Here is a 7,580-nt window from a genome sequence, read left to right on the forward strand (position 1 = left end):
TCGGGCGACCGGCGCCCGAACAGGTCATCCCACGGGGCACCGGCCCCGGAGGGTCTCAGTTCTGCGGGAAGAAGACCGCGGCGCGGCCGGCCTCAAGGCGGGCCACGGGGACGCGGAAGGGCGAGCAGGACACGTAGTTGAGCCCCACCCGGTGGAAGAACTCGATGGACTCCGGGTCACCACCGTGCTCACCGCACACGCCCATCTTGAGGCCGGGCTTGGTCTGTCGACCGCGCTCGACCCCGAGCTCGATGACCCGTCCCACACCGCGCTCGTCGAGAGTCTCGAAGGGGGAGACCCCGAAGACGCCCTCGTCGATGTACTCCTTGAAGAAGGCCCCCTCGACGTCGTCGCGGGAGAAGCCCCAGGTGGTCTGGGTCAGGTCGTTGGTGCCGAAGGAGAAGAAGTCCGCCTCCTCCGCGATCGTGTCCGCCGAGACGGCCGCCCGCGGGAGCTCGATCATGCAGCCGATCGGGAAGTCCAGGGCGAAGCCGGACGCCGCCGCGACCTCGGCCAGGACGGCCTCGGCGCGCTCGCGGGCGATCTGGAGCTCGCGGACCGAGCCGATGAGCGGGATCATGATCTCGGGCTGCGGGCTGCCCCCGGCCTTGAGGCGCTCGACGGCGGCCTCGGCGATGGCGCGCACCTGCAGCTCGATGAGGCCGGGCTGGGTGAGCAGCAGGCGGGCGCCGCGCAGGCCGAGCATCGGGTTGGCCTCGTGCTGGCGGCGCACGACCGCGAGCAGCGCCTCGTCGGCCGGGTCGAGGGTGCCGCGCTCACGGTCGATGGCGACCTTGACGCTCAGCTCGGTGAGGTCGGGCAGGAACTCGTGCAGCGGCGGGTCGATGAGACGGATCGTCATCGGCTTGGCGTCCATCGTCTCGAGCATCTGGACGAAGTCGCCCTTCTGCAGCGGCAGCAGGGCCGACAGGGCGGCCTCCCGCTCGGCCTCGGACTGGGCGAGGATGAGGTTCTGGACGAACTGCTTGCGCTCCCCCAGGAACATGTGCTCGGTGCGGCACAGGCCCACGCCCTGGGCCCCGCGGTGCAGGGCGTGCAGCGCGTCCTCGGGGGTGTCGGCGTTGGCGCGCACGAGCAGGCGGCGCACGCCGTCGGCGTGGCGCATGAGGCGGTCGACGCTCGTGACCAGCTCGCGCGTGTCCTCGTCGGCGGCCTGCTTGAGGGCCTCGTCGAGGCCCTGCCGCAGATAGGTGGTCACCGGGGAGTCGGCCACCGGGACCTCGCCGAGGAAGACCTCGCCGCTCTGGCCGTCGATGGCGATCATCGTCTCGGAGGTGAGCACGATGTCGCGGCCGGCCACGCGCACCGTCTTGGCGACGGCGTCGACCTCGAGGGCCTCGGCGCCGCACACGCAGGTCTTGCCCATGCCGCGCGCCACGACAGCGGCGTGCGAGGTCTTGCCGCCGCGCGCGGTGAGCACGCCGACGGCTGCGACCATCCCGGGCAGGTCGTCGGGGTTGGTCTCGCGGCGCACGAGGATGACCGGCTCGCCGGCCTCGGTGCGCGAGACCGCCTCGGCGTTGTCGAAGGCCACGTAGCCCACGGCCGCCCCGGGGGAGGCCGGCAGGGCGCGGGTGAGCAGGTCGCGTTCCCCGCCCTCGGTGAACTGGGGGAACATGAGCTGGTTGAGCTGCTCGCCGGTGACCCGGGTCAGCGCCTCATCCATCGTGATGAGCTTCTCGTCGACCAGCTGCATGGCGACCCGGAAGGCCGCGGCGGCCGTGCGCTTGCCCACGCGGGTCTGCAGGAGCCAGAGCTTGCCGCGCTCGATGGTGAACTCGATGTCGCACAGGTCGTGGTAGTGGGTCTCCAGGCGGCGCATGAGGCCGCGCAGCTCCTCATAGCTCGTCGGGTCGAGCTTCTCGAGGTCGGCCAGCGACAGGGTGTTGCGGATCCCGGCCACGACGTCCTCGCCCTGGGCGTTGACCAGGTAGTCGCCATAGACGCCCGAGCGCCCGGTCGAGGGGTCCCGGGTGAAGCACACGCCGGTGCCGGAGGTCTCGCCCATGTTGCCGAAGACCATCGTGCACACGTTGACCGCGGTGCCCAGGTCGTGGGGGATCTTCTCGCGGCGGCGGTAGATGTGGGCGCGCTCGGTGTTCCACGAGCGGAAGACGGCCTCGGTGGCCATGTCGAGCTGGTCGCGCGGGTCCTGGGGGAACTCGATGCCGGCGTGCTCGCGCACGATGGCCTTGAACTCCTCGACGAGCTCGGACAGTGCCTCGACGTCGAGCTCGTAGTCCAGGGTCACCGCGCGGTCGGCCTTCTTGGCCTCCAGGGCGGCGGAGAAGTGCTCACCATCGACGTCGAGCACCGTCTTGCCGAACATCTGGATGAGACGCCGGTAGGAGTCCCAGGCGAAGCGCTCGTTGCCCGAGACCTTGCCCAGGCCCACGACCGAGGCGTCGTTGAGGCCGATGTTGAGCACCGTCTCCATCATGCCCGGCATGGAGAACTTCGCTCCGGAGCGCACCGAGACCAGCAGCGGGTCGTCGGCGGCGCCCAGCTCGCGGCCGAGCTCGGACTCGACCTCGCGCAAGGCGGTGGTGACCTGGACGGACAGCTCCTCGGGGACGGCGCCGTCGGCGAGGTAGGCCCGGCAGGCGTCGGTGGTGATCGTGAATCCGGGAGGCACCGGCAGGCCGAGACGGGTCATCTCGGCGAGATTGGCACCCTTACCGCCCAGGAGGTCCTTCTGGTCCTTGTCGCCCTCGCTGAAGCGGTACACGTACTTGGGCATCCTTGCCCCTTTCGGGTCGAGTCGGTCGTGTGGAACATCATCATCACGTATTGATACGGCCAGGCCACTCTAGTTCCGGTACGGGCCCCCGGCCAAACAGCGCGCCGCACCGGGCCCTGCGGGCTCAGGGCCGCAGGGCGAGCACCCCGTGACGCGCCCCCAGGTGCAGGCGCTCGGCCAGCACCGGACCGTCCGGAGCCCCGGTGGGCCCCGGGGCCCGCAGCCCGTGGGGCAGGACCAGGTCGCCGCCCTCGGAGCCCAGGCAGACGGCGGCGACACCGCCCTCGAACTCGCGGCGCCACACTCCGGCACAGCGCCGTGGCATGTCGACCGGGGCACCCAGGTCGGCGTCGAGGGCGGGGAACCAGGGGGTGCGGGCGTAGTCCTTGTCACCGGTGGACAGGTAGGCGCGCCGCGCCGCGCCCACGGGCAGGGCCGCAGGGCAGGCGTGGTCCTCCCGGCAGTGGTCGGGACCTGCGCCGAAGACCCAAAAGGCCGCCAGCCCGTACAGCCCCTGGGCCGAGCCGTCGAAGCGCCGTCCTGCCCCCGCGGCGGGGGTGCGCACGATGCTCAGGCCGGGGCCCGCCAGCTCGCGCACCTGGATGAGGGCGGTGTCCTCGTCGGGGTCGGAGCCGGTGCCGGCCCCCAGCCAGGACTCGTCGACGCCGCCGCCCCAGGAGGCGTGGAGGTTCCAGCGCCCATCCTGGCGATAGGCCTGGGCGATGTTGGGCACGAGGAGCCGTCCGCAGGCGGCGAGCTCGCGGCCCGCCTCGGCGACGAGTGCGTCCAGGGCCCGGCGCAGCCCCTCGGCGTCCCGGGGCGCGGTCTCGTCCCGGGGGTCCAGGCCGTGCAGGTCCAGGCCGTGGCAGGCGGCGTAGACGTCGCCGTCGGCCATGACCCCGTCGAAGACGGTGGGGGCGAGGTCGGAGGCCACCTGCTCGGCCCAGCGGCGGCGGTAGCCGGGGTCCCAGACCCGGGCCTGGAGACGGCCCGGGTCCTCGCGCCACTGGATCGGCGAGCCGTCAGCGGACCGGGCCAGCCACTTGCGCCGACGCACCTCGCGCAGGCCCAGGCCGGAGGCGCGTCGGCGCCAGGGCTCACCCTCGCGCACCGAGGACAGGCACCGGTAGGCCAGGACCGTCATATCCGGACGCATCGACTTCAGCCAGGCGGCGGCCTGGGTCTCCCAGGGCTGGAGGACGGCGACCCGGTAGTGCTCGGCGGCGAAGTCGAGCTCCTCAAGGCTGACGGGGGCGCCGTAGCGGATCCAGGCGCCCGCACCGCGCACCTGCCCGACGCTCATCGGATGCGCCCCCCTTCAGAGGAGCCGATGGACTGCCCAGGACGCGGGCCGCCGCGACCCGGGCACGCTCGGGACGGGGGCGGGCCCGGGCGAGGGCGCCGTGCCCGGCGCGGGCGGGGCGGGGTGGCGCGCCCCGCGACGGTCCTGGAAGTGGTCAGGGTGTCGGACTCATTCATCGATGCATCTTTCAGGGAAGAAGCTGGGCCGCCGGGCGTCAGGTGCACCGGTCGGCAGGGACGGACCTCAGGCAGGAGCCGCCGTGCGGGCGCTGTGCGGAGCCATCCCGGACAGCGACCGTGACCACCGGTCGGCTCGAGACGATGCGACAGGGATATCGCTTAGATAAGCGAACGCGGTGTATCCCGGGTCGACCAGATGGATTTCATAATACAGACGATGGGCCCCGGCGAGTAGTGGCCACCTTTCCCCGGCGTGTCGCGGCAGGACGCAGCGAAAGACAAACGCTGACAGACGCCGACGGGGCGGGGCCCGGCTGGGTCCCGCCCCGTCGGCGGCTGGTTACGACGGGCCGATCGGCCGGTCGACAGTGATGGCGCTGAGGAGGGCGCTCAGGATGTCGCCGGGCTCAGGCTCCCCCGCCCTCACCCGCGGCCTCCGCGGCGTCCTGGCCCACCCCGGCGATGACCTGCTCGGCCTCCTGGACCGCGGCGACCTCCGCGCTCAGGGGGTCCGAGCCGATCTTGGGGTCCCAGCCCTCGCCGTGGAAGGTGAACTCTCCGAGGATCCCCTCGCCGACGGCGTCGACGATGACCTTCTGGCCGCGGGAGATCTCTCCGAAGAGGATCTTTTCGCTCAGGGCGTCCTCGATGTCGCGCTGGATGGCGCGGCGCAGCGGCCGGGCACCGAGCACCGGGTCGAAGCCGCGCTCGGCCAGGAGGTCCTTGGCGGCATCGGTCAGCTCGACGGTCATCTCCTGCTCGACCAGGCGCTTGTCGAGGCGGGCGATCATGAGGTCGACGATCTGGCGCACCTCGGCCTTGGTCAGCTGCGGGAAGACGATGAGGTCGTCGACGCGGTTGAGGAACTCGGGGCGGAACTGCTGCTTGAGCTCGCGGTTGACGTGAGCCTTCATCTCCTCATAGTCCATGTGGCCACCCTCGGTGGACTGGAAGCCGGTGGCCACCGACTTGCCGATGTCCTTCGAGCCGAGGTTGGTCGTCATGATGATGACGGTGTTCTTGAAGTCGACGAGGCGTCCCTGGGCATCGGACAGGTGCCCGTCCTCCAGGATCTGGAGCAGGGAGTTGAAGATGTCCGGGTGGGCCTTCTCCACCTCGTCGAAGAGCACGACGCTGAAGGGCCGGCGACGCACCTTCTCGGTCAGCTGCCCGCCCTCGTCGTAGCCGACGTAGCCGGGTGGCGCGCCGAAGAGCCGCGAGACGGTGTGCTTCTCGGCGAACTCCGACATGTCGAGCTGGATGAGAGCGTCCTCGTCGTCGAAGAGGAACTCCGCCAGGGCCTTGGCCAGCTCGGTCTTGCCCACGCCGGTGGGGCCGGCGAAGATGAAGGAGCCGCCGGGGCGCTTGGGGTCCTTGAGCCCGGCGCGGGTGCGCCGGATCGACTTCGACAGGGCCTCGATGGCCTTGTCCTGGCCGATGATGCGCTTGTGCAGCTCGGTCTCCATGTTGAGCAGCTTGGCGGACTCGGCCTCGGTCAGCTTGACCACCGGGATGCCGGTGGACATGGCCAGCACCTCGGCCACGAGGTTCTCGTCGACCTCGGCGACCTGGTCGAGGTCGCCGGACTTCCAGGCCTTCTCCTTGTCCGAGCGTTGCTCGGTCAGGCGGCGCTCGTCGTCGCGCAGGGCGGCGGCGCGCTCGAAGTCCTGGTCGTCGATGGCACTCTCCTTCTCGCGCTTGACCGCGGCGATCCGCTCGTCGATCTCCCGCAGCTCGGGCGGGGCGGTCATGCGCCGGATGCGCAGGCGCGCCCCCGCCTCGTCGATGAGGTCGATGGCCTTGTCGGGCAGGAAGCGGTCGTTGATGTAGCGGTCGGCGAGCTTGGCGGCGGCCTCGATGGCGTCGTCGGTGATGACGACGCGGTGGAAGGCCTCGTAGCGGTCGCGCAGGCCGTTGAGGATGCCGATGGTCTCCTCGATGGAGGGCTGCTCGACGGTCACCGGCTGGAAGCGGCGCTCCAGGGCGGCGTCCTTCTCGATCTTGCGGTACTCCTCCAGCGTCGTGGCGCCGATGGTCTGGAGCTCGCCGCGGGCGAGCATCGGCTTGAGGATGGAGGCGGCGTCGACGGCGCCCTCGGCGGCCCCCGCCCCGACGAGGGTGTGGATCTCGTCGATGAACAGGACGATGTCGCCGCGGGTGCGCACCTCCTTGAGCACCTTCTTGAGGCGCTCCTCGAAGTCGCCCCGGTAGCGTGAGCCCGCGACGAGGGAGCCCATGTCCAGGGAGTAGAGCTGCTTGTCGCGCAGGGTCTCGGGCACGTCGCCGTGGACGATCGCCTGGCTCAGGCCCTCGACGACGGCGGTCTTGCCCACGCCGGGCTCCCCGATGAGCACGGGGTTGTTCTTCGTGCGCCGGGAGAGGATCTGCATGACCCGCTCCATCTCCTTGTGGCGGCCGATGACCGGGTCGAGCTTGCCCTCACGCGCGGCGGCGGTCAGGTTGCGCCCGAACTGGTCGAGGATCGCCGAGCCCGAGGGCGTGCCCTCCTTGGAGCTGCCGGGGCCGGCGGTCACGGTCTCCTTGCCCTCGTAGCCCGAGAGCATCTGCATGACCGTCTGGCGCACGGTCGACAGGTCGGCCCCGAGCTTGGTGAGCACCTGCGCGGCGACGCCCTCGCCCTCGCGCAGGAGGCCCAGGAGGATGTGCTCGGTGCCGATGTAGTTGTGGCCGAGCTGGAGCGCCTCGCGCAGGGACAGCTCGAGGACCTTCTTGGCGCGCGGGGTGAAGGGGATGTGGCCGCTGGGCGCCGACTGCCCCTCGCCGATGATCTCGACGACCTGGGCGCGCACGGCGTCGAGGGACACTTCCATCGACTCCAGGGCCTTGGCGGCGACGCCCTCGCCCTCGTGGATGAGGCCGAGGAGGAGGTGCTCGGTGCCGATGTAGTTGTGGTTGAGCGCCCGGGCCTCGTCCTGGGCCAGGACGACGACGCGGCGGGCGCGGTCGGTGAAGCGTTCGAACATCGCTGGGTATCTCCTCGGCACGTGCGGTCGGTGGTCGCGCCCGTGGGCCTGGCCGTCGAGTAACGAGCTCAGGGGGCGCGGGGGCACGTGCTGACAAGGCTAACCAGCCACCCAGGACGGCCATGCCCCTGTTCGCGGTAGGCGTGAGTTACCTTGAGTCGACCCGGCTCAGGAATACGCGCGGCCTGAGCGGGGCCGCCGCCACGGTCAAGTCCCTTTGGGTGGTGTCACTTGGGTGGCTGGGGGCAGGTCAGGCGGTGAGGGGGAGCTGGAGTCTGTTGCTGTCGTGGTGGTCGGCGAGGGTGTGGATGAGTTTGCGTAGGCCTTCAGACCGGGGTGGGAGTCGCTGGTGA

At 71.0% G+C, this 7,580-nt stretch carries 3 protein-coding genes; all 3 read right to left on the reverse strand.

Annotated elements, in window-relative coordinates:
- Window positions 1-55: 55 nt before the first annotated feature.
- Window positions 56-2,761, reverse strand: a complete 2,706-nt coding sequence (gene ppdK, locus Q4C85_RS10350; RefSeq protein WP_303141861.1) for a pyruvate, phosphate dikinase — start codon at window positions 2,759-2,761, stop codon at window positions 56-58.
- A 124-nt stretch (window positions 2,762-2,885) separates the two neighbouring features.
- Entirely contained in the window at window positions 2,886-4,064 is a 1,179-nt protein-coding gene (locus tag Q4C85_RS10355) for a putative glycoside hydrolase (RefSeq protein WP_303141862.1), read from the reverse strand.
- Window positions 4,065-4,650: 586 nt separating this feature from the next.
- Window positions 4,651-7,227, reverse strand: a complete 2,577-nt coding sequence (locus Q4C85_RS10360) for an ATP-dependent Clp protease ATP-binding subunit (protein ID WP_303141864.1) — start codon at window positions 7,225-7,227, stop codon at window positions 4,651-4,653.
- Window positions 7,228-7,580 lie beyond the last annotated feature (353 nt).

Source organism: Actinomyces sp., assembly GCF_030524025.1.
GTDB lineage: Bacteria > Actinomycetota > Actinomycetes > Actinomycetales > Actinomycetaceae > Actinomyces.